Annotated in this window: 19 protein-coding genes; 11 read left to right on the top strand and 8 right to left on the bottom strand. The window is 73.7% G+C overall.

Annotated elements, in window-relative coordinates; translation table 11 throughout:
- Positions 1–172 precede the first annotated feature (172 nt).
- Entirely contained in the window at positions 173–1,381 is a 1,209-nt protein-coding gene (locus BUQ68_RS18990) for a pyridoxal phosphate-dependent aminotransferase (RefSeq protein WP_075217612.1), read from the bottom strand.
- Between the two features lie 172 nt (positions 1,382–1,553).
- Here BUQ68_RS18990 and BUQ68_RS18985 point away from each other — a divergent pair, with 172 nt between their 5' ends.
- Positions 1,554–2,009, top strand: coding sequence for a VanZ family protein (locus tag BUQ68_RS18985; RefSeq protein ID WP_075217588.1), 456 nt, complete (start codon positions 1,554–1,556; stop codon positions 2,007–2,009).
- A gap of 7 nt (positions 2,010–2,016) precedes the next feature.
- Here BUQ68_RS18985 and BUQ68_RS18980 read toward each other — a convergent pair whose 3' ends face one another.
- From BUQ68_RS18980 to BUQ68_RS18950, 7 genes are read right to left on the bottom strand one after another with little or no spacing between them, the layout of a single operon-like run.
- The gene (locus BUQ68_RS18980) at positions 2,017–3,399 is read right to left on the bottom strand and encodes a BatD family protein (RefSeq protein WP_075217587.1); all 1,383 of its coding nucleotides are present in this window, start codon (positions 3,397–3,399) and stop codon (positions 2,017–2,019) included.
- A complete protein-coding gene (locus tag BUQ68_RS18975) occupies positions 3,399–4,256 on the bottom strand; it encodes a tetratricopeptide repeat protein (protein WP_075217586.1) in 858 nt (285 codons plus the stop codon). Before BUQ68_RS18975 ends, BUQ68_RS18980 begins: the two co-directional genes overlap by 1 nt.
- Complete coding sequence (locus tag BUQ68_RS18970; protein WP_075217585.1) at positions 4,253–5,182, bottom strand: vWA domain-containing protein; 930 nt, start codon at positions 5,180–5,182, stop codon at positions 4,253–4,255. Before BUQ68_RS18970 ends, BUQ68_RS18975 begins: the two co-directional genes overlap by 4 nt.
- 22 nt (positions 5,183–5,204) lie before the next feature.
- Positions 5,205–6,167 (bottom strand): VWA domain-containing protein, encoded by a 963-nt coding sequence (locus tag BUQ68_RS18965; RefSeq protein WP_075217584.1) that lies wholly within the window; start codon positions 6,165–6,167, stop codon positions 5,205–5,207.
- A 3-nt stretch (positions 6,168–6,170) separates the two neighbouring features.
- Positions 6,171–6,626, bottom strand: a complete 456-nt coding sequence (locus BUQ68_RS18960; protein ID WP_075217583.1) for a DUF4381 family protein — start codon at positions 6,624–6,626, stop codon at positions 6,171–6,173.
- Complete coding sequence (locus tag BUQ68_RS24460) at positions 6,610–7,539, bottom strand: DUF58 domain-containing protein (RefSeq protein ID WP_075217582.1); 930 nt, start codon at positions 7,537–7,539, stop codon at positions 6,610–6,612. Before BUQ68_RS24460 ends, BUQ68_RS18960 begins: the two co-directional genes overlap by 17 nt.
- 14 nt (positions 7,540–7,553) lie before the next feature.
- Positions 7,554–8,546: an AAA family ATPase gene (locus BUQ68_RS18950; RefSeq protein WP_075217581.1), complete on the bottom strand. Its 993-nt coding sequence runs from the start codon at positions 8,544–8,546 to the stop codon at positions 7,554–7,556.
- A 367-nt stretch (positions 8,547–8,913) separates the two neighbouring features.
- Between BUQ68_RS18950 and BUQ68_RS18945 the strand changes: the two genes are divergently transcribed.
- The 10 genes from BUQ68_RS18945 to BUQ68_RS18900 all read left to right on the top strand — a co-directional run bounded on the left by BUQ68_RS18945 (position 8,914) and on the right by BUQ68_RS18900 (position 20,237).
- Positions 8,914–9,309 carry a diacylglycerol kinase gene (locus BUQ68_RS18945; RefSeq protein ID WP_075217611.1) on the top strand — a complete coding sequence of 132 codons (396 nt, stop codon included), beginning with the start codon at positions 8,914–8,916 and terminating at the stop codon, positions 9,307–9,309.
- Positions 9,310–9,347: 38 nt separating this feature from the next.
- Positions 9,348–9,986, top strand: coding sequence for a helix-turn-helix domain-containing protein (locus BUQ68_RS18940; protein ID WP_075217580.1), 639 nt, complete (start codon positions 9,348–9,350; stop codon positions 9,984–9,986).
- Between the two features lie 564 nt (positions 9,987–10,550).
- Entirely contained in the window at positions 10,551–11,450 is a 900-nt protein-coding gene (locus BUQ68_RS18935) for a class II glutamine amidotransferase (RefSeq protein WP_075217579.1), read from the top strand.
- The gene (locus BUQ68_RS18930) at positions 11,447–12,172 is read left to right on the top strand and encodes a protein glxC (protein WP_075217578.1); all 726 of its coding nucleotides are present in this window, start codon (positions 11,447–11,449) and stop codon (positions 12,170–12,172) included. The genes BUQ68_RS18935 and BUQ68_RS18930 overlap by 4 nt, the downstream gene beginning before the upstream one ends.
- A gap of 14 nt (positions 12,173–12,186) precedes the next feature.
- Positions 12,187–13,521, top strand: a complete 1,335-nt coding sequence (locus tag BUQ68_RS18925; RefSeq protein ID WP_075217577.1) for an FMN-binding glutamate synthase family protein — start codon at positions 12,187–12,189, stop codon at positions 13,519–13,521.
- 216 nt (positions 13,522–13,737) lie between these two features.
- The gene (gene glnT, locus BUQ68_RS18920) at positions 13,738–15,033 is read left to right on the top strand and encodes a type III glutamate--ammonia ligase (RefSeq protein ID WP_075217576.1); all 1,296 of its coding nucleotides are present in this window, start codon (positions 13,738–13,740) and stop codon (positions 15,031–15,033) included.
- 37 nt (positions 15,034–15,070) lie between these two features.
- Positions 15,071–16,318, top strand: a complete 1,248-nt coding sequence (locus BUQ68_RS18915; RefSeq protein WP_075217575.1) for a sarcosine oxidase subunit beta family protein — start codon at positions 15,071–15,073, stop codon at positions 16,316–16,318.
- 34 nt (positions 16,319–16,352) lie between these two features.
- Complete coding sequence (locus BUQ68_RS18910) at positions 16,353–16,679, top strand: sarcosine oxidase subunit delta (protein ID WP_075217574.1); 327 nt, start codon at positions 16,353–16,355, stop codon at positions 16,677–16,679.
- Positions 16,676–19,651: a sarcosine oxidase subunit alpha family protein gene (locus tag BUQ68_RS18905; protein ID WP_075217573.1), complete on the top strand. Its 2,976-nt coding sequence runs from the start codon at positions 16,676–16,678 to the stop codon at positions 19,649–19,651. The genes BUQ68_RS18910 and BUQ68_RS18905 overlap by 4 nt, the downstream gene beginning before the upstream one ends.
- Complete coding sequence (locus BUQ68_RS18900) at positions 19,644–20,237, top strand: aminomethyltransferase family protein (protein WP_075217572.1); 594 nt, start codon at positions 19,644–19,646, stop codon at positions 20,235–20,237. The genes BUQ68_RS18905 and BUQ68_RS18900 overlap by 8 nt, the downstream gene beginning before the upstream one ends.
- Positions 20,238–20,273: the final 36 nt, after the last annotated feature.

Below are 20,273 nucleotides of genomic sequence, written 5' to 3'. Positions count from 1 at the left end.
GATCCTCCTGCCGCGTCGGCCCTATGACTTTTCATGCTAGTGAAAAGGCCCGGCGAGGCAAGCCTCTTTATCGACCAATCGATGCTGCGACTGCGAGCAGTTCACCGCGGAGACCGGCAAATATCGCCCCTGCAGCCCGATCTCTTCCGTCGGCATGCACGGGATCAGGATTTCACGTGGGTGAATTCCCGTCTCCTGGCCCGGCGTTCAGCCCCGCCACGAAGCGGCGGATGCGGGCGCAGCCCTCCAGGAGCTCGTCGTCGTGCACCGCGAAGGAGAGGCGCACGTGGTTGCGGCAGAGGTCCGAGAAGGCCGCCCCGTCCAGCACCGACACCTTCTCGCGCTCGTAGAGCGCGGCGGCGAACCGGTCGCCGTCGAGGCCCGTGGCCGACACGTCCAGCATCATGAACATGCCCGCCTCCGGCTGCTCGGCGCTGAGCCGCGGCACGTCGGCGAGCGCCGCCACGGCGAGGTCGCGCCGGCGCCGGTAGATCGCGCGCATCTCCGCCTCCACGGCGCCGTGGCCGAGGAGCGCGGCGAGCGCCGCCTCCTGGATGAAGCCCGGCAGGCCGTAGAGCATGGCGACCGCCAGCCGCCCGGTCGCCTCCACCACGTGCGGCGGCGCCACCATGTAGCCGCAGCGCCAGCCGGTCATGGCGAAGGCCTTGGAGAAGCTGCCGAGCGACAGGAGCCGCGGCCGGAGCGCCGGCACCGACGCCGCCGGCACGAAGGGCCGCTCGAACACGAGGTCGCCATAGACCTCGTCGGCGATCACCCAGAGGTCGTGCGCCTCGGCGAGGGCGGCGATCGCGGCAAGGTCGTCCGCCGTGAAGGTCACGCCGGTCGGGTTGTTCGGGTTGGCGAAGGCCAGCACCTTCGTCTCCGGCCGGATCGCCGCCCGGATCCGCTCCGCGTCGAAGCGGAAGCCCGTCTCCGCCGGCTGCTCGGCGTAGGAGACGGCGGCGCCGGTGGCGCCGAACACGGCCGGATAGGTCACATAGGCCGGGTCGACCAGCACCGCGTGGTCGCCCGGCTCCAGGAGGAGGTGGGCGGCGATGTAGAGGGCGTTCTGCGCCCCGCTCGCCACCGCCACGTGGGCGGCGGTCACCGGCTCGCCGGAAAGCCGCGCGTGGCGCGCCGCGATCGCCTCGCGCAAGGGCTCGCGGCCGAGGTTTTCCGTGTAGTGGGTGTCGCCGGCCCGCAGCGCCGCCACGGCGGCGTCCACCACGAAGGCCGGCGTGTCCATGTCCGGATCGCCGACGGAGAGCACGATCACGTCCTCCCCGCGCGCCTTCGCCGCCTTGGCGCGCGCATGCAGCACCCAGGCATCCGCGCCCCGGCCGGCGGTGCGCTCTGTGACGCGGGACAGGGGACGCGGCATGGAACCTCTCTTCGACGAACGGGTGCGGACGATGAAGGCCGCGACGGCGGCACCGGCCCGCACCTACCGGTCGATCCGCTCTTCTGTCAATGCCGCCCGCCGCCGTCCCGCACCGCGGCAGATCCATCGCATTTGAACGATCGCGAGACCCGACCGTTAACCGGCCCCGGTCATGATGGCGGTCCTGCCCGGTCCGGAGTTCCGCGTCGCCATGATCAGCCGCCTCGTCATCAGCGCCGAACAGCTCACGGCCGCCTTCGCCTTCTCGCTCCTCGGCCTGTTCGGGCTCTTCGCCGGCATCGTCGGCACGCTCGGCATCGACGAGCCGTTCGACAAGCTCATCCACGCCGGCTTCTTCTTCGCGCTCGCCGCCAACCTCTTCTTCCTGATGGGCCGGCGCGCGCTCGCCGCCTGCCTCCTCGCCTTCTTCATCGGCGTCGCCGGCGAGATCCTGCAGATCATCAATCCCATGCACACGGTCTCGGTGCTCGACGTGGCGGCCAACGCCGTCGGCATCGCGGCCTTCCTGATGGCCACCACCCCGTCCGCCGCCGCGCGCCGGATGTGGCGCGCCCGCCGCGCCCGCCAGATCCTCGCCTATCTGGAACGCCGCCGCCCGCTCGGCTGAGCCCGCCTCAACGCGCCGGGCCGGAAATCTTCAATCGAGCGATCGTCTCCCGGGCGATCGCCGGGAGGTCCGGTGCCGGTCCCGGCGGTTCGGCGTAGAGATGCCGGTCGAGGGCCTTCAGCCCCGTCAGCGCATCCTCGTCCACCGCGCCGTCCGCCACCAGCCGCCCGATCGCCGTGCTGAGCCCCGCCGCGTCGCCGCGCCTTGCCGCCCCGCGCAGCCCGGCGGCCGCGCGCCGCCGCTGCCGTGCCCGCTCCGCCGAGGCTCGGGCCGCCGGCAGCGCGCCCGGCGCGAAGAGTGCCAGACCGGCGAGCCCGCCGGCCGCCGTCGCGGCCAGCGCCGCCGCCACCGTCGCCGCGACGGCGAGCGCGCCGTCCCGCGTCACCGGCCGCCCCTCGACCGGCGCCATGATGCCGAGCTTCGTCTCCAGCGCCACCACGTCGGCGGTCCGCTCCATGCCCTGCAGCGCCACCGTGCGCGGCGGCAGCGTCTCGGTCCGCATCACCCCGGCGGCCACGTCGAACCAGGGGATCTCCACCGCCGGCAGCACGATCGACCGGTCGCTCGCCGGCCGGATGTCCCAGGTGTAGACCACCCGGGCGATCGGCCCCTCGGGGGCGTTCTTCACCTCCTCGAAGCGGCCGGGCCGGCGCAGCGACCGTTCGCGAAGCGCCAGGTCGGCCTCGGCCTTCGCCTGGCCGAGCCCGATCCGGGTCTTCCGCTCGGTGACGCCGGGAAACACGATCAGCCCGTCCGCTCGCATGGACGGGGCCGGCGGCAGCTGGTCGTCGAACACCCCGTCCGCCTCGATGGCGATCGTCCGCCGGGTCGACTGGCCGATGGCGAGCGCCTCCGGCGGCACGCTCCAGGTCTCCGTCACGCGCACGGCCCGCGCCGGCAGCCACCAGGCGTCGGCGGGGCCCTCGGCCGGCGCCACGGTCAGCACCGTCGGCGCGGTCGGCACGTCGATCTTCTCGGTCTTCATCTTGGTGTTCAGCACCGTCAGGTGGTGCACGAAGGGCGGGATCACGGTCTCGCCGCTCCGCTCGGGGAACACCGCCACCGTCCGCGACAAGGCGCGCACCGTCAGGCCGTCCTCGAACACGTCATGCCAGACGTCGCGGCCGATGCGCACCAGCCGGAAGCCGGGTCCGGTCGGATCCTCCAGCTTTTCCAGCGTCACCGGCACGTGGTAGCGCCCGTGCACGCGGAGAATCACCATCTCCTGCGGGCGGATCGCCGGCCCGGCCGTCTCCACCGTCACCCACAGCCGCACCGCCGGCCGCTCGGCCGGCCCCGCCGCCGCTTCGGCCGCGATGGCGGGGACGACAAGCGCCGCGAGGCAAAGCACCAGCGCGGCGAGACGGTCCAGGAACGCGCGTCCTCTCATCACCAGTCCTCCCCGCCCGGCTGCACGGCCGTTCCGGCCCGCACCCTGATCTGCCGTTCCGCCTGGATGCGCAGGCGCAGCCAGCGGCCCGGATCGTCCGGGATGGCGGCCAGCCATTGCAGCGTCGCCTGCTCGGTCTCCTGGTGGGCGGCCGCCTCCCGGCGCTGGCGCCGGTCCGCCTCGTCGGCGGCGGCGGCGTCGGTGGCGCCGCCGCCCTTGGCCGCCGTGCCGGCCGCGTCCGTGGCCGAGCCGGTGGAGGTGCCTTCGCCGGCCTCCGTGTCGCTGGCGTTCGCCGCCCCGCGCCGGCTGACGTTGCTGGTGCCGGCGGTCTCGGTGGTTCTCTGGCCTTCCCGCTCGCCCACCATGCCGTCGCCGAGGGAGGAGACCGCGTTGGCGTTCGGGTCGGAGGTGTCCATGGAGCCGGTCTCGTGGTCGATGCGGGCGCCGCTGTTGGCAAGCCCGCCCGGCGGCGGCGGCGCGGCGGCGGACGCCACCGCCACCAGCCGCTCCACCAGGGCGCGGTTGAGCCGGGCGTCGTCGTCGTCCGGGTCGCGGGCGAGCGCCAGATCGTAGGCGGCGAGCGCGAGGGCGAAGTCGCCGCTCCTTGCCAGCGCGTTGCCGAGATTGTAGGCGGCCTCCGGGCTCCGCGTCCGGCGAAGCGCCGCGGCGGCGTCGGCCGGACGGCCGGCGCCGGCGAGCGCGACGCCCTGCCAGGCCGGGTCGTCGAACACGGCGGCGGCGAGCGCCGGCTGGCCGGCGGCGAGAAGCAGCCGGCCGATCCGGGTCGGCCCCGCCGCCACGGCGGCGGCGACGGCGAGCCCGGCGATCAGGGCGGCGGCGACGGCTAGGCGGTTCATCGGCGTCTCCGGAAGAGAAGCAGCATGGGAAGAAGGGCGAGCCCCGCCAGATAGCGCCCGATGTCCGTGTAGGCGAGCACCGCGAAGGCGCTGCGGCCGACCCGGTCGGCCGAGGCGGTCGCCATCAGCCGGCCGATGGCGCCCGCGTCCCGTCCGTCCGCCACGTCCCCGCCGCCCGCGTCCGCCAGCCGGCCCGCCGCCCCGGCGTCCGGCGCGGGCGCGTTGGCCGGGCGGTCCACCGGCGTCACATAGACCACGTCCAGCCGGTGGCCGGCGGCGGCAAGGTCGCGCCCGGCCTGGAGCGCCGCCTCGTCGACGCCGCCCCCGTCGGTCACGAGCACCAGCGTGCCGTGGGTGATGGCGGCGGCGTCGAAGCGCTCGATCGCCAGCCGTATCGCCCGCTCCGGCGCGCTGCCGGCCTCCGGCACCATGTCGCCGCGCACGGCGGCCAGCAGCTCGGCGAGCGCCGTCCGGTCCGCCGTGAAGGGCGCCGCCAGATAGGCGTCGCCGCCGTAGAGCATCAGCCCGGCCTGCCTTGTGCCGGCCGCCTCCGCCACCTGCAGGGCGGCGACGCGCCCCTCCACCGGCTCGCCCGTCGGCCCGGCGGAGCGCGACACGTCGAGCCCGATCAGCACCGCGTCGAGGTTGCGGAAGGTGTCGGCGCCCGCCCGCTCCACCGCCGGACCGGCGAGCGCCAGCGCCAGGAGGCCCGCCGCCGCGAGCGCCGCCGGCAGCCGCCGCCTGTCCTCCGGCGGCGCCTCCACGGCGCCGCGCCGCATCAGCGCGGAAAGAAGCGGTCCGTCGATCGCCCGCCGCCAGTCGCCGAGCGCCCCGCGCGCCGCCACCAGGGCGCCGAGCAGCACCAGCGCCGGCACGGCGAGGAGCCAGAACGGCCGCAAAAGGGCGTATCCGTCGGCGAGCGTCATGGCCGCCTCCGCACAAGGTTCGTCATGGCCGCCGCCTTTCCAGGAGGAACAGCCCCACCAGAGCCGCGAGCGAAAGGCCCGCCGGCCAGGGCCAGAGCGACTGGGCGACCGCCACCGGCGGCGCTGCGGCACGCCCCCCCTCCAGGGCGTCGATCGCCGCCGTCACGGCGCGGAGGTCCTCGGTGCTGCCCACCTGGAAGGCCTCGCCGCCGCTCACCGTGGCGATGCCCTCCAGCGTGGCCGCGTCGACGAGGCTGCCGGCGCCGTCCGATCCCTCCAGCCGCGCCATGGTGCCGAGCGCGATGGTGTGCACCTTGATGCCGAGCCCGCGGGCGAGCGCCGCCGCCGTCTCGGCCTTGACGGCGCCGGCCGTGCTGGTGCCGTCGGAGAGGAGCACCACCACCCGGCTCGGCGCCGTGCTCTCCTTCAGCCGCTTGATGGCAAGGCCGAGCCCGTCGCCGATGGCGGTGGAGCGGCCGAGGTCGCCGATGCCGGCGCTCTCCAGCGCCGACGCCACCGCCTCCACGTCGAAGGTCGGCACGGCCGCCACCTCGGCCTGCTCGGCGAAGTAGACGAGCCCCACCCGGTCACCCGCCCGGCCGCGCAGGAAGGCCGCCGACACCGCCTTCACGGCGTCGATGCGCCGGACCTTGGCGCCGTCGAGGGTGAAGTCGCGCGCCTCCATGCTGCCGGAGAGGTCGAGCACCAGCATGATCTCGCGCCCGCTCGCCGGCAGCGCCGCCGCCGGCAGGATGCGCTGCGGCCCGGCGAGGGCGATCACCAGGAAAAGCCAGGCGAGCCAGGCGACGAGCCGGTTCAGCCGCTGCCGGCGGGCGGCGCGCGCCTCGCCCTCGGTCAGCGCCGCCGCCACCGCCGCCGGCACGGTGACGAGGGCAGCGCCAGCCGCCGCCGGCGGCATCAGGCGGCTCGCGAGCAGCGGCAGCGGCGCAAGGAGGAGGGCGAGCGGCGTGGCGAAGACCTCCATCGCTCAGCGCCCCCGCTTGCCGACGAGCCGGATCAGCGGCGCGCCCACCGGCACCGCCCCGTCCGGCCGGTAGAGCCCGTCCACCAGCCGCCGCCCGTCACCTGCCGTGAAGAGCGTGGTGGCGAACAAATGGTCGAGCGTCGCGAGCCAGGCCTCGCCCTCCAGCCGCGCCGCATCCTCGCCGGCCACCGCCGCCGCGTACTGCCGGAGCGCCTGTGCCTCGGCGGCGAGCCGCTCCGCCGGCGGCAGCGCGCCGGCGGCCTTCAGCGCCGCCAGCGCCGCCGTCCGCGGCCGCGCGGGCGGCCGGCGGCGGAGAAGCGCCACCAGGGCGGCGATCAGCAGCCCGACGGCCAGGCCGACGATGGCGGCGAACACCAGGTCGGCGGTGGAAAGCCCCGCGGGCGGCGCCGGCCAGCGATCGGGCCGCATCAGCGCCAGGGGATCAGACCCGTCCGGCATCGAGCCCCTCCATCTGGTGGGCGATCGTCTCCGGCGACGCCTCGGCGGGAAGGAGCAGCGCCCGGGCACCGAGCGCCCGCATCCGCTCCACCCGCCCGTCGCCGGTGCGCGGCGGCCCGTCGATGAGGCCGACCGCGCGCCGCCCGTCCGGCGCCTGGAACGGGTAGACGCCCCTCGGCGGCACCCGCTCGAAGGCGTCGCTGAGGACGAGCACGTCGAGGTCCACCCGCTGCGTCACCCGCCGCGCCGCCGTGTCGAAGGCCTCGTCCGCCCCGTCCAGCCCGCTCGCCAGCACCAGGGTGCCGCCCGGCGGCAGCATGCGGGCGGCGTTCTCCAGCGCCGCCTCCAGCCCCGGCACCGAGAGGCCGCCGTCCCCCGTCGCCTCTCCGCCCGCCGCCACGGCTGAAAGCGCCCGCCGGTGCGCCCGTGCGAGCCCGCCGATCGCCGCCACCATGGCCCGATCGCCGGGCGCCGGCTTCACGAACACCGGCTCGCCGGCCGACACCGCGTAGAGCCCCACCCGCCCGCCGTCCGCGTTCGCCGACCAGCCGGCGAGCGCCAGCGCCTCGGCGGCGGCGACCGACAGGAAGGCCCGGCGGGTGCCGAACAGCATGGCCGGCCGGAAGTCGGCGACGAGCAGCGTCGTCCGCTCCCGCTCGTCGCGAAAGGTGCGCACGTGCGGCTCGCCGGTGCGGGCGGTCACGTTGCGGTCGATGTGGCGGATGTCGTCGCCGTGCGACCAGGTGCGCACGTCGTCGGTCTCGCTGCCCCGGCCGCGCCGGCGCGTCACGAACGGCCCCGGCGTCGCCGACGTGCGCCGCCGCGCCGCCCGCCGCGCCTCGGCCGCCACGAAGCGCAGGCCGAGAAGCCGCTCCGGATCGACCGTGGTACCCTTGTCGTCGGCGTCCTGCATGGGCGCGCTCCCCGTCAGAGGGGGGTCACGCGGTCGAGGAGCTGCGCGATCACCTTGCGCGGTGTCTCTCCCTCGGCCGTCGCGCGCCAGGTCAGCACCAGCCGGTGGGCGAGGCAGTCGGCGGCGAGCGCCCGCACGTCCTCCGGTGTGCCGTAGTCGCGGCCGGCGAGCCAGGCCCGCGCCTTCACGGCGAGCGCCAGCGACAGCGTTCCGCGCGGCGACACCGGGTGCTGCACCACCGTGCCGGCCGGCCCGTCCGCCGTGCCGTCGCGCGTCGCCATGACGAGGCGGACGATGAAGTCCTTCAGCGCCGGGGCGAGGTGGGTGCGCATGGCAAGGTCCCGCGCCGCGTGGATCTCCGCCACCGTCAGCGGCCGCACCGGGGCGGCCGGCGGGGTGATCGTCTCGCGCTCCACGAGGTCGAGGATCGCCCGCTCGGCGGCCATGTCGGGGAAATCCACGCTGACGTGGAAGAAGAAGCGGTCCATCTGCGCCTCGGGCAGGGGAAAGGTGCCCTCGTGCTCGATGGGGTTCTGGGTCGCCACCACCATGAAGGGGTCCGGCAGGGCGTGGGTCACGCCGCCGGCGGTCACCTGCCCCTCGGCCATCGCCTCCAGAAGGGCCGACTGCACCTTCGGCGGCGCGCGGTTGATCTCGTCGACGAGCACCAGCCCGTGGAACAGCGGCCCGGCCACGAACACGAAGGAGCCCGAATCCGGCCGCCACACGGGCGTGCCGGTGAGGTCCGCCGGCATCAGGTCCGGCGTGCACTGGATGCGCGCGAAGCTCGCCTCCAGGTGCGCCGCCAGAGCCTTCACGGCGCGGGTCTTGGCAAGGCCCGGCGCGCCCTCCACCAGCACGTGGCCGCCGGCCAGCATGGCCACCGCCAGCCGCTCCAGAAGCGGCGTCCGCCCCACGATGCCGCTTTCGAGCGCCCGCACCAGCGTGGCCACCCGCTCGCGAATCGCCTCCGGCTGATCCGCGACGTCCATCGTCACCCGGTCCATCGCGGACCGTCCATCGTCACAAGGCCGTTCATGCGCATCCTCCCCTCGTCGCGCCCTTTTCCAGGGCCGGACCCGCTTCCCTCGGCGAACCCGACAAGGCGTCGACGCGGCCCGTCACCCTCCCCGGCGCGGACCTTTCCCCAAGACTAGGACGGACCGGCCTGCCGCTACAATGGCCGAATGCCTCGCGGTGCCTGTGACACGCGGTCTGCGTCGCGTCCGCGACATTCGCGCGCAATCCCCGCCGGAGTCCGTGCTTTCGCCAGGGGACGGGCGGTCGGCCCTCGTCGCCGCCGCGACGGCGCTTCCGGTTGCCAACGGGCGGTGGGCGCCCCATGCTCGGCCCCACCACGAACGGAGGATGACGATGGCCGACGTACGGTCCATGTGCGCGATCGGGCTGCGAGGCCAGCTCGGGCTCGACGGCTGGCTGCCCTGGGAGGGCGACACCCGGCCGGAGTTCGTGGCCGACGTGGAGCGCTTCTTCGAGCTCACCCGCGGCCACGTGCTGATCGCCGGCCCGCGCACCATCGGGTCCGTGCCCGCCTGGGCGGCCAAGGAGCGGACCCTCTTCGAGATCCGCTCCCACATGGTGCCGGAGGAGGTGATCGCCCGCTTCGAGGGCCGGCGCATCTTCGTCGGCGGCGGCCCGGCCGTGTGGGCGTCCTACGCGCATCTGATCAAGGTGTGGGACATCACCCGCCTGCCCTACGACGGCCCGGCCGACCGCTATTTCGATCCGGCCTGGCTGGTGGGCGGCTGACACCTTCAAGGGGTTCGGTTCGAGCGGGAGGCGACACCATGACGATCGAGGCGACGGCGCCGGGCGCGGCGGACCTGGTGACCGGCTCCGGCGCGCCGGACGTGCCGAACCACACCCTGGAGCAGGCGATCGGCGCCCAGATCCGCCAGCAGCGCAAGCGCCTCGACATCACCGCCGCCGAGCTCGCGGCCGCCGCCGACATCTCGCCCGGCATGATGTCGAAGATCGAGAACGGCCAGATCTCCGCCTCGCTCTCCACGTTGAACGCGGTCGCCAAGGCGCTGAACGTGCCCATCTCGGCCCTTTTCGCCGCCTACGAGGAGCGGCGCGACTGCTCGTTCGTGAAGGCCGACCAGGGCGTCTCCATCGAGCGCCGCGGCACCAAGGCCGGCCACCACTACCAGCTCCTCGGCCACTCGCTCGGCGGCGACATCGTGGTGGAGCCCTACCTCATCACCCTGACCGAGGAGGCCCAGCCCTACACGGCCTTCCAGCACGCCGGCATCGAGCTCATCCACATGCTCACCGGCCGCGTCACCTATCGCCACGCCGACAAGACCTACACCCTCTCCCCCGGCGACACCCTCTTCTTCGACGCCGGCGCCCCGCACGGCCCGGAAGAGCTGATCGAAAAGCCGATGACGTATCTTTCGATCATCATCTACCCGAAGGATTGATGTCCGGCTGTGACGATAGCAGCGCGGAGGAGGGTGGCGGAGCGTTTGGAGGACGGCCCCCGCGGCAGCACGAACCGATCCCCCTCCCCAGGCCGTCACCCCGGCGAAAGCCGGGGCCCAACCGACGTCGATGACGTTTGCGCCGGTGCTTCTCCTGCACCGTCGGCTGGATCCCGGCTTTCACCGGGATGACGATCAAGGACGGCGCATCGACGCGACGGGACGGCCCGTCGAAGCGGTACGGCGGCCGGCGCCACCAACGAACGAGCTCGGATACCTCGTCCCAGAACCCGCACCACCCGTCCCCCCTCCTCCTCCCTCGTCATGGTCCGGTTCAGCCGGACCACCCACGCATTGGACCGCGCCGCCGCCTCAAGAAAAGCATGGCGGGTCCGCCCGAACCGGACCATGAGGATCGCGGCGGCAGGACGGCTGCGCCCCCGCCGAACCGCGGCGCGCCCCACCGCCCCGCATCCGACGCACCGCCCCCTCCCCCAACCCTCTTGACCATTCCTCCCCATCACTCTACTTTCCCCACAAGAAATCATCGAAAGCGTCATCGCCATGTGCGGCATCGTCGGATTGTTCCTGAAGGACCCCGCCCTCGAACCGGAGCTCGGCCGGCTTCTCGCCGCCATGCTGGAGGTGATGACCGACCGCGGGCCGGACAGCGCGGGCTTTGCCATCTACGGCGACGGCAGCGACGACGAGACCAAGATCACGGTCCGCCTGCCCGCCGGCACCGGATCGGACTGCCTGCGCTCGGCGCTCGCCACCACGATCGGCGGTCCCGTCGCGCTCCAGCGCCGCGGCTCGCACGCGGTGATCCGGGTGCCGAAGGACAAGGTCGAGGCGGCGCTTGCCGAACTCCCCGTCCTCGTTCCGGGCGTCATGGTGGCCTCGGTCGGCAGCCACATGGAGGTCTACAAGGAAGTCGGGCTGCCGAAGGCGGTCTCGGCCGCGTTCGACCTTCCGGCCATGCGCGGCACCCATGGCATCGGCCACACCCGCATGGCGACCGAATCCGCCGTCACCACCGACGGCGCCCACCCCTATTCCACCGGGCCGGACCAGTGCCTGGTGCACAACGGCTCGCTCTCCAACCACAATCTCGTCCGCCGCCGGCTGATGCGCGAGGGCATCGCCTTCCGCACCGAGAACGACACGGAGGTGGCGGCCGGTTATCTCACCTGGCGGCTGCAGGCCGGCGACAGCCTCGGCGCGGCGCTGGAAGCCTCGCTGAAGGACCTCGACGGCTTCTACACCTTCGTGGTCGGCACCGAGACCGGCTTCGGCGTCCTCCGCGACCCGATCGCCTGCAAGCCGGCCGTGATGGCCGAGACCGACCGCTACGTGGCGTTCGGCTCGGAGTTCCGCGCCCTCACCGTGCTGCCCGGCATCGAGACCGCCCGCGTGTTCGAGCCGGAGCCCGCCACCGTCTACTTCTGGGACCGCGCCGCATGACGAGCCTCGCTCACCCCGTGGCGCTTGAAAGCCTGGACGAGGTGGATCTCGCCGCCGTGCCGCTCCGCGCCCTCAACCGGGCGCTGCACGCGCTCGGCCCCGGCTCCAACCACCGGCACGTGCGCGTCCTCAACCCGCGCGGCGCCCACGCCCTTGCGGCCGGCCTCGACGCGGAGGTGACCGTGGAGGTGCACGGCAACGCCGGCTACTACTGCGCCGGCATGAACAGTAAGGCGACCGTCATCGTCCACGGCAGCGCCGGCGTCGGCGTGGCGGAAAACATGATGTCGGGCTTCGTCCATGTGACGGGCGATGCCAGCCAGTCGGCCGGCGCCACCGCCCACGGGGGGATTCTCCGCATCGACGGCAACGCCTCGGCCCGCTGCGGCATCTCCATGAAGGGCGTCGACATCGTGGTGAAGGGGAGCGTCGGCCCCATGTCGGCCTTCATGGCCCAGGCCGGCACGCTCCTTGTCTTCGGCGATGCCGGCGAGGCGCTCGGCGACAGCCTCTACGAGGCGCGGCTCTATGTGCGCGGCGGCGTGGCGAGCCTTGGCGCCGACTGCGTGGAGAAGCCCATGGAGGACCGCCACCTTGCGGAAATCCACGAAAAGCTCGCCGCCGCGGGCCTTGCCGGCGAGGTGGACGTCACGTCCTTCCGCCGCTACGGCTCGGCGCGCGCGCTCTACCATTTCCACGTCGACAACGCGTCGGCCTACTGAGGAGCGCGGGCGCCATGACCGACCATTCCCGTCCGCCGCGCACCCTGCCGCGCTTCTCGGCGACCTTCGACCCGCACACCCTGTCGGAGATCCGCCGGGCGGCGGCGACCGGCATCTACGACATCCGCGGCGGCGGCGCCAAGCGCAAGGTCCCGCACTTCGACGACCTCCTCTTCCTCGGCGCCTCCATCAGCCGCTATCCGCTGGAAGGCTACCGGGAGCGCTGCGGCACCGACGTGGTGCTCGGCGGCCGGTTCGCCTCCAAGCCCGTCACGCTGAAGATCCCCGTCACCATCGCCGGCATGAGCTTCGGGTCGCTCTCGGCGGAGGCCAAGGAGGCGCTCGGCCGGGGCGCGACGCTCGCCGGCACCTCCACCACCACCGGCGACGGCGGCATGACGGCGGAGGAGCGCGGCCATTCGTCCATCCTGGTCTACCAGTACCTGCCGTCCCGCTACGGCATGAACCCGGACGATCTTCGCCGTGCCGACGCCATCGAGGTGGTGGTCGGCCAGGGCGCCAAGCCGGGCGGCGGCGGCATGCTCCTCGGCCAGAAGATCAGCCCCCGGGTCGCCGCCATGCGGACCTTGCCGGAGGGCATCGACCAGCGCTCCGCCTGCCGCCACCCGGACTGGACCGGCCCGGACGATCTCGCCATCAAGATCGCGGAACTGCGCGAGATCACCGACTGGGAGAAGCCCATCTATGTGAAGGTCGGCGCCTCCCGGCCCTACTACGACACGGCGCTCGCCGTGAAGTCCGGCGCCGACGTGGTGGTGCTCGACGGCATGCAGGGCGGCACGGCGGCGACCCAGGACGTCTTCATCGAGCACGTGGGCATCCCCATCCTCGCCGCCATCCGGCCGGCCGTGAAGGCGCTGCAGGACCTCGGCATGCACCGCACGGTGCAGCTCGTCGTCTCCGGCGGCATCCGCTCGGGCGCCGACATGGCCAAGGCCTTGGCGATGGGCGCCGACGCCGTCTCCATCGGCACCGCCGCCCTCGTCGCCCTCGGCGACAACGACCCGCGCTACGAGGCCGAGTACCAGGCGCTCGGCACCACGGCGGGCGCCTACGACGACTGGCACGAGGGCAACGACCCGGCCGGCATCACCACCCAGAACCCGGAGCTCGCCCGCCGGCTCGACCCGGTCGCCGGCGGCCGGCGGCTCGCCAACTTCCTCTCCGTGATGACGCTGGAATGCCAGACCATCGCGCGGGCCGCCGGCAAGAGCCACGTGCACAACCTGGAGCCGGAGGACCTCGTCGCCCTCACGGTGGAGGCTGCCGCCATGGCGGGCGTGCCGCTCGCCGGCACCAGCTGGATCCCCGGCCAGGGCGGCACCTGACGCCGACGCCCAAGCGGGCAGCTCTTGTCGTCGGGCGCCGGGACGAACGACACGCATACCCCGGACGGCGGCGGCCCTTCGCGCGCCCCGTCCGGATCGACCATCCATGCGGCGAGAGACGGGGCCAATCCCGCCCGCCGCGCCAGAGCAGGGACCGATCCGCGGGCTTCGGGAGAGCCCCCGGTGAAGAGGGGGGCGGCCTTGGCCGCGGGACGCATGCTGTTGTCCGAGATCGCGCGCGAGCGCGGCATCAAGTATTTCCTGATTTCCTACACCGACCTCTTCGGCACCATGCGGGCGAAGCTCGTGCCGGCCGCGGCCATCGACGGCATGGCGGTGGCGGGCGCCGGGTTCGCCGGCTTCGCCACCTGGCTCGACATGACGCCGGCCGACCCGGACCTCTTCGCCGTGCCGGACCCGGCGAGCCTCATCCAGCTCCCCTGGAAGCCGGAGGTGGGCTGGCTCGCCTCCGACCTCGTAATGGCCGGCAAGACGGTGGAGCAGGCGCCGCGCGCGGTCCTGAAGCGCGCCATCGCGGCGGCGGCGGACCAGGGCGTCCAGATGAAGTCCGGCGTCGAGTGCGAGTTCTTCCTCATCTCCGCCGACGGCAAGGCCATCGCCGACGGCGCCGACGGCCAGGAGAAGCCCTGCTACGACCAGTCCGCCCTGATGCGCCGCTACGACGTCATCACCGAGATCTGCGACGCCATGCTGGCGCTCGGCTGGGAGGCCTACCAGAACGACCACGAGGACGCCAACGGCCAGTTCGAGATGAACTGGGCCTATGACGACGCCCTCGTCACCGCCGACCGGCACGCCTTCTTCAAGTACATGGTGAAGTCCGTCGCCGAGAAGCACGGCCTGCGCGCCACCTTCATGCCGAAGCCCTTCTCCGGTCTCACCGGCTCGGGCTGCCACGCCCACGTGTCGCTCTGGGCCGGCGAGCGCAACCTCTTCCACGACCCGGCCGGCACCCTCGGCATCTCCGACCTCGGCTACCGCTTCCTCGGCGGCATCCTCGCCCACGCGGACGCCTTCTGCGCCCTCACCAACCCGACGGTGAACAGCTACAAGCGCCTCAATGCCCCGCGCACGGTCTCCGGCGCCACCTGGGCGCCGAACGCCGTCAGCTACACCGGCAACAACCGCACCCACATGGTGCGCATTCCCGACGAGGGGCGATTCGAGGTGCGACTCGCCGACGGCGCCGCCAACCCCTATCTCCTCCAGGCCGCCATCCTCGCCGCCGGCCTCGACGGCATGGCGCGCGGGCTCGACCCCGGCCCCCGCCTCGACATCAACATGTACGAGGACGCGCATCTCGCCGGCGACGTGAAGCGCCTGCCGCTCAACCTTCTCGATGCGCTCCGCGCCTTCGAGGCGAGCACCGCGCTCCAGGACGCCCTCGGCGCCGGCTTCACCAAGGCCTACGCCAAGCTGAAGCGGCAGGAGTGGGACGCCTACGCCCGCCACCTGACCGACTGGGAACGCCAGACCACCCTCGACTGCTGACGCTTCCCGCCCCTCGCCCCGGACCCGCCGCCCGCCGATGTTCTCCGCCGCCGCCCTCCTCAAGAACGCCCTTTCCGGTCACACCGGCTGGACGCCCCATTGGCGGAAGGCGGCGCCGAAGCCGCGCTACGACGTGGTCATTGTCGGCGGCGGCGGCCACGGGCTCGCCACCGCCTACTATCTCGCCAAGGTGTTCGGCATCACCAACGTGGCGGTGCTGGAGAAGGGCTGGATCGGCTCCGGCAACGCCGGCCGCAACACCACCATCATCCGCTCCAACTATCTCCTGCCCGGCAACATCCCGTTCTACGAGCGCTCCATGAAGCTCTGGGAGGGGCTGGAGCAGGACTTCAACTTCAACGCCATGGTCAGCCAGCGCGGCGTCCTCAACCTCTACCACTCGGACGGCCAGCGCGACGCCTACGTGCGCCGCGGCAACGCCCTCCGCCTCCACGGCGTCGACGCGGACCTCCTCGACCGGGACCAGGTCCGCGCCATGGTGCCGATGCTCGACTTCGACAACGCCCGCTTCCCGATCGAGGGCGGCCTGTTGCAGCGGCGCGGCGGCACCGCCCGCCACGACGCGGTGGTGTGGGGCTATGCCCGCGGCGCCGACCGGCGCGGGGTGGACATCGTGGAGGGCTGCGAGGTCACCGGCCTTCGCCGCGAGAACGGCCGCGTCGTCGGCGTGGAAACCACGCGCGGCTTCATCGGCGCCGGCACGGTCGGCCTTGCGGTCGCCGGCAACACGTCGCGCCTCGCCGCCATGGCGGACCTCCGCCTGCCGATCGAGAGCTACGTGCTGCAGGCCTTCGTGTCGGAGGGCATAAAGCCGCTCCTCGACACGGTGGTGACCTTCGGCGCCGGCCACTTCTACATCAGCCAGTCGGACAAGGGCGGCCTCGTGTTCGGCGGCGACCTCGACCCCTTCCCGTCCTACGCCCAGCGCGGCGGCCTTCCGGTCGCCGAGGACGTGGCCGCCTGCGCCATGGCGGTCATGCCCATGCTCGGCCGGCTGAAGATCCTGCGTTCCTGGGGCGGCATCATGGACATGAGCCAGGACGGCTCGCCCATCATCGACCGCACGCCGGTGGAAGGCCTCTTCCTCAACGCCGGCTGGTGCTACGGCGGCTTCAAGGCGACGCCCGCCTCCGGCTGGTGCTTCGCCCACCTGTTGGCGACGGGCGAGCTCCACCCGGATGCCGCCGCCCTCCGGCTCGACCGCTTTTCAAGCGGCCGGGTGATCGACGAGAAGGGCGCCGGCGCGACGCCCAACCTGCATTGACCCCACAAGAAGCGTCTCGAGAGCCCCCGCGCCGATGCTGATCCCCTGCCCCTTCTGCGGCCCCCGCGACCTCGGCGAATTCTCCGTGCTCGGCGCCGCCCGCGCCCGCCCGGTGGTCGCCGTCGCCGACCTCGACGGCGAAGCGGCCGTCGCCGCCTTCGCGGCCTATGTCTACGAGCGCGAGAACCCGGCCGGCCCCCAGGCGGAGCACTGGTTCCACGGCGCCGGCTGCCAGCACTGGCTGACGGTCGTCCGCGACACCCGCACCCACGCCATCCTGTCGGTGACGTCGGCCGGAACGGACGAGGCGGCGCAAAGCCTCGAAGCGGCGCAAGGCGCCGCCCCGGAGGCTGCCCCGTGACCGGCCATCGCCTCCCCGCCGGCGGCCTTGTCGACCGCGCCCGCCCCATCCCCTTCCGCTTCGACGGCCGGCCGCTCACCGGCCTTGCCGGCGACACCCTCGCCTCGGCGCTCCTTGCCAACGGCGTTTCGGTCGTCGGCCGCTCGTTCAAGTACCACCGGCCGCGCGGCCTCCTCGGCGCCGGCCAGGAGGAGCCGAACGCCCTCATGGAGATCGGCACGGGCGCCCGCCGCGAGCCGAACGTGAAGGCCACCACGGTCGAACTCCACGCCGGCCTTGAAGCCGCCAGCCAGAACCGCTGGCCGTCGCTCCGGTTCGACCTGATGGCCGTCAACGGCCTCATGAAGCCGGTGTTCGCGGCCGGCTTCTACTACAAGACTTTCATGTGGCCGGCCCGCTTCTGGGAGACGGTCTACGAGCCGCTGATCCGCCGCGCCGCCGGCCTCGGCCGCGCGTCCGGCCTGCCGGACCCGGACCGCGACGCCCACGCCACCCTCCACTGCGACCTTCTCGTGGTCGGCGCCGGTCCCGCCGGCCTGATGGCGGCGCTCGCCGCCGGCCGGGCCGGCGCCCGGGTGGTGCTCGCCGAGGAGGACGTCCGCCTCGGCGGCCGGCTGCTCGCCGAAAAGGTCAGCCTCGACGACGCCGACGGCCCGGCCTTCGCCGCCACCGTCGCGGCCGAACTCGCCGCCCTCCCTACCGTCACCGTGCTCACCCGCACCGGCGTCTCCTCCGTCCACGACGGCGGCCTCTGGCTCGCTCTGGAGCGGCACGCCGGACCGGACGGCGGACCGGCGACAGCCGGTCCGCGCCACACGCTCTGGACCATCGTCGCCCGCCGCGCCGTCGCCGCCGCCGGGGCGGTGGAACGGCCGCTGGTGTTTGCCGGCAACGACCGGCCGGGCGTCATGCTGGCCGGCGCGGTCTCCACCTACCTCCACCGCCACGCGGTCGCCGCCGGCCGGCGCGCCGTGGTGGCGACGGCGACCGACGCCGGCTGGGTCCTCGCCCGCGACCTCCTCGCCGCCGGCGTCTCGGTCGCGGCCGTGGTGGACACGCGCCAGGCGGCACCGACCGGCTTCGAGGCGGTGGCCGCCGCCACCCGGGTCGTCACCGGCGCCGCCCTTGCCGGCACCCGCGGCCGGCCGGCGCTCACCGGCGTCGACGTGGTCGCCGACAGCCGGACGATCCGGCTCGATGCCGACCTCCTCGCCGTCTCCGGCGGCTTCAACCCGTCCATTCAGCTCATGAGCCACCTCGGCGACCGCCCGGCCTATGATCCGGCGCTCGGCGCCTACCGGATGGCTGGCCCGGTCGCCGGCATCCGGGCGGCTGGTGCCGCGAACGGCGCCTACGATCTCGCCGCATGCCTCCGCGACGGCGCCGCCGCCGCCCAAGCGGCCCTCGCCGACCTCGGCCTCACGGCCGCCCTCCCGGACCTGCCGGCGACGGACCCCACCCCCGTCGGCGCGGCCGCGGCCTACTGGACGCCGAAGGCGCCCGGCAAGGCGAGCGCCGCCTTCGTCGACCTGCAGCACGACGTGACCGCCGCCGACGTGACCCTCGCCCACCAGGAGGGCTACCGGTCGGCCGAGCACCTCAAGCGTTACACCACCCTCGGCATGGCGACGGACCAGGGCCGCACCGCCACCGTGGACGGCCTTGCCATCATGGCGGCCCTCACCGGCCGGAGCCTCGCCGAGACCGGTGCGCCGATCGCCCGGCCGCCCGTGGTGCCGCTCCCCATCGGGGCGCTCGCCGGTCCCCGGCGGGGCGCGGCCTTCCGGCCGGTCCGCCTCACCCCCGTGCATGGCTTCGCCGAGGAGCGGAAAGCCGTCTTCCTCGACAGCGGCGCCTGGAAGCGGCCCCAGTGGTATCCGCTGCCCGGCGAGACCGACTGGCTGACCACCGTCAACCGGGAGGTCGCGGCGGTCCGCGCCGGCGTCGGCGTCACCGACGTTTCCACCCTCGGCAAGATCGAGATCGAGGGGCCGGACGCCGGCGCTTTCCTCGACAAGGTCTACGCCAACCGGCCGAGCCGCATTCCGGTCGGCCGCAGCCGCTATGGGCTGATGCTCCGCGAGGACGGCTTCGTCCTCGACGACGGCACCGTCACCCGCTTTTCCGAGACGCGATTCCTCGCCTCCGTCTCCACCGCCCACGCGGCGGCCGTCTACCGGCACATGCTCTTCTGCCGCCAGGTGCTGTGGCCGTCCCTCGACGTTTCCGTGGTGGCGGTCTCCGACGCCTGGGCGCAGCTCGCCATCGCCGGCCCGCTCTCCCCGGCCGTGGTGGCCGCCCTCCTCGACGACGGCCGGCCGATCACCGCCGAAACCTTCCCGCCCATGGCGGCGGCCGAGCTCACGGTGCTTGGCGGCGTCAAGGCGCGGCTCGCCGCCGTCTCCTTCTCGGGCGAACGGGCGTTCGAACTTGCCGTCCCGGCAAGCGTCGGCGACCGGCTGATCCGGCAGGTGATGGCCGTCGGCGCGCCGCACGGGATCGTCGCCTACGGCACCGAGGCCATGGGCGTCATGCGGGTGGAGAAGGGCCATCCGGCGGCGGCCGAGCTCAACGGCCAGACCACCGCCCACGACCTCGGCCTCCACCGCCTGCTCGCCCGCGACAAGGACCACGTGGGCCGCGTCCTCTCCGCCCGCCCGGGCCTCACCGATCCGGGCCGGCCCCGCCTCGTCGGCTTGAAGCCGGTGGACCCGGCCGCGCGCCTGCGCGCCGGCGCCCACGTGATCCCGGCCGGCGCCTCGGCGACCGCTGCCAACGACCAGGGCTGGATCTCTTCCGCCGTCTGGTCGCCGACCCTCGGCCATGCGATCGCCCTCGCCTTCGTCACCCATGGGCCCGACCGCATGGGCGAGACCGTCAGGGCCTGGGACGGCATCCGCGGCACCGACATTCCGGTGGTGATCGTGCCGCCCGCCTTCGTCGATCCGGAAGGAGCGCGCGTCCGTGTCTGATCGAGACCCCGCCCTCAGCCCGCGCGCCGACGCGCTGCCCCCGCCGGGTCACCACGGCCCCGCCGGCCGCACCGGCATCATCCTGGCGCCCGCCCCCGCGCTCGCCCGCCTTCAGATCGAGGCCCGCCGCCCGCTCGGACCGGACGGGGAGGATAACTTTGCCGCCGCTTTCGGCCGCCCGCTGCCGCCGGTCGGCCGATGCGCCGACGCCGACGGGCTCACCCTCGTCCGCCTCGCCCCCGGCCGCGTCATCGCCGAGGCGAGCGACCCGGACCGGCTCGCGGCCCTCCACCCGGCCCTCGCCCCCCTCGCCTCGCTAATCGACATCACCGATGCGCACATCCGCATCCGTCTCGACGGACCCGACGTCGTCGACGGCCTCCGCCGCCTCGTCCGGCTCGACCTCGACCTTGGCGCCTTCCCGATCGGGGCGGTGGCGATGACCGGCGCCCACGGGGTGACCGTGGAATTGCGGCGGCTGCAGGCTACGACATTTGACATCGGCTACAGTCGCTCGATGGCCGCCGGCGAGATCGCCCTCCTGGTGACGCTCCTGGCGCCGTTCGGGCTTGCCGTAACCGCTTGATCTTGGTCGGCATCGGCTGGAAGCGCGCTTGGACGC

The organism is Mongoliimonas terrestris (genome assembly GCF_001927285.1).
Lineage (GTDB): Bacteria > Pseudomonadota > Alphaproteobacteria > Rhizobiales > Pleomorphomonadaceae > Chthonobacter > Chthonobacter terrestris.
The sequence above is the reverse complement of the archived record's forward strand: the minus strand, read 5'-3'. Positions and strand labels throughout refer to the sequence as shown.

Coding starts and splice junctions, on each gene's coding strand:
- BUQ68_RS18990 (WP_075217612.1), bottom strand. CDS start 1,381: ATGCCGCGTCCCCTGTCCCGCGTCACAGAGCGCACCGCCGGCCGGGGC.
- BUQ68_RS18985 (WP_075217588.1), top strand. CDS start 1,554: ATGATGGCGGTCCTGCCCGGTCCGGAGTTCCGCGTCGCCATGATCAGC.
- BUQ68_RS18980 (WP_075217587.1), bottom strand. CDS start 3,399: ATGAGAGGACGCGCGTTCCTGGACCGTCTCGCCGCGCTGGTGCTTTGC.
- BUQ68_RS18975 (WP_075217586.1), bottom strand. CDS start 4,256: ATGAACCGCCTAGCCGTCGCCGCCGCCCTGATCGCCGGGCTCGCCGTC.
- BUQ68_RS18970 (WP_075217585.1), bottom strand. CDS start 5,182: ATGACGCTCGCCGACGGATACGCCCTTTTGCGGCCGTTCTGGCTCCTC.
- BUQ68_RS18965 (WP_075217584.1), bottom strand. CDS start 6,167: ATGGAGGTCTTCGCCACGCCGCTCGCCCTCCTCCTTGCGCCGCTGCCG.
- BUQ68_RS18960 (WP_075217583.1), bottom strand. CDS start 6,626: ATGCCGGACGGGTCTGATCCCCTGGCGCTGATGCGGCCCGATCGCTGG.
- BUQ68_RS24460 (WP_075217582.1), bottom strand. CDS start 7,539: ATGCAGGACGCCGACGACAAGGGTACCACGGTCGATCCGGAGCGGCTT.
- BUQ68_RS18950 (WP_075217581.1), bottom strand. CDS start 8,546: ATGGACCGGGTGACGATGGACGTCGCGGATCAGCCGGAGGCGATTCGC.
- BUQ68_RS18945 (WP_075217611.1), top strand. CDS start 8,914: ATGGCCGACGTACGGTCCATGTGCGCGATCGGGCTGCGAGGCCAGCTC.
- BUQ68_RS18940 (WP_075217580.1), top strand. CDS start 9,348: ATGACGATCGAGGCGACGGCGCCGGGCGCGGCGGACCTGGTGACCGGC.
- BUQ68_RS18935 (WP_075217579.1), top strand. CDS start 10,551: ATGTGCGGCATCGTCGGATTGTTCCTGAAGGACCCCGCCCTCGAACCG.
- BUQ68_RS18930 (WP_075217578.1), top strand. CDS start 11,447: ATGACGAGCCTCGCTCACCCCGTGGCGCTTGAAAGCCTGGACGAGGTG.
- BUQ68_RS18925 (WP_075217577.1), top strand. CDS start 12,187: ATGACCGACCATTCCCGTCCGCCGCGCACCCTGCCGCGCTTCTCGGCG.
- glnT (WP_075217576.1), top strand. CDS start 13,738: ATGCTGTTGTCCGAGATCGCGCGCGAGCGCGGCATCAAGTATTTCCTG.
- BUQ68_RS18915 (WP_075217575.1), top strand. CDS start 15,071: ATGTTCTCCGCCGCCGCCCTCCTCAAGAACGCCCTTTCCGGTCACACC.
- BUQ68_RS18910 (WP_075217574.1), top strand. CDS start 16,353: ATGCTGATCCCCTGCCCCTTCTGCGGCCCCCGCGACCTCGGCGAATTC.